At 64.4% G+C, this 407-nt stretch carries 1 protein-coding gene; it reads right to left on the minus strand.

What is annotated here, in order from left to right; translation table 11 throughout:
• Window positions 1-407 (minus strand): FimD/PapC N-terminal domain-containing protein (locus tag HWX31_RS34700; protein ID WP_175934025.1); only part of this gene is annotated, 407 nt, incomplete at both ends.

The following is a 407-nucleotide window of genomic DNA, read 5'->3' on the forward strand; positions in this document are numbered from 1 at the left end:
GACGTATACAGCTCGCCGGCCGCCACCTTGCTGCGCAGGCGCCGGATGTCGCGCTCGACATAGGTACGGTTGCTGGTGAAGCGGCTCTTCGCACCCGTGGTGCCGGTGAGCGTCGATTCGTTGCGGAAACGCCAGCCGCCGGCATTGAAGCCGTTGCGCAAACCGACGAAGTAGTACTCGTTGCTGTGGCCGTGGCTGTCGTTACGGCTGTAGCTCACCTGATAGTCGCTGTACAGCGCGGGAATGCCGTCGTCCCACAGCGACTGGTCCACGTAGCCGCGCGAGGTGCGCGACACGTACAGCTGCGGAAAGCTGATGTTCAACGACAGCGTATTGGATTCGAACTCCACCGAAGCGCCGTCCGCCACGGCGGGCAGGTCCACGATCGTCGTGTCGTCCGCGCCCGC

It is taken from the genome of Burkholderia ubonensis (assembly GCF_902833085.1).
Lineage (GTDB): Bacteria > Pseudomonadota > Gammaproteobacteria > Burkholderiales > Burkholderiaceae > Burkholderia > Burkholderia ubonensis.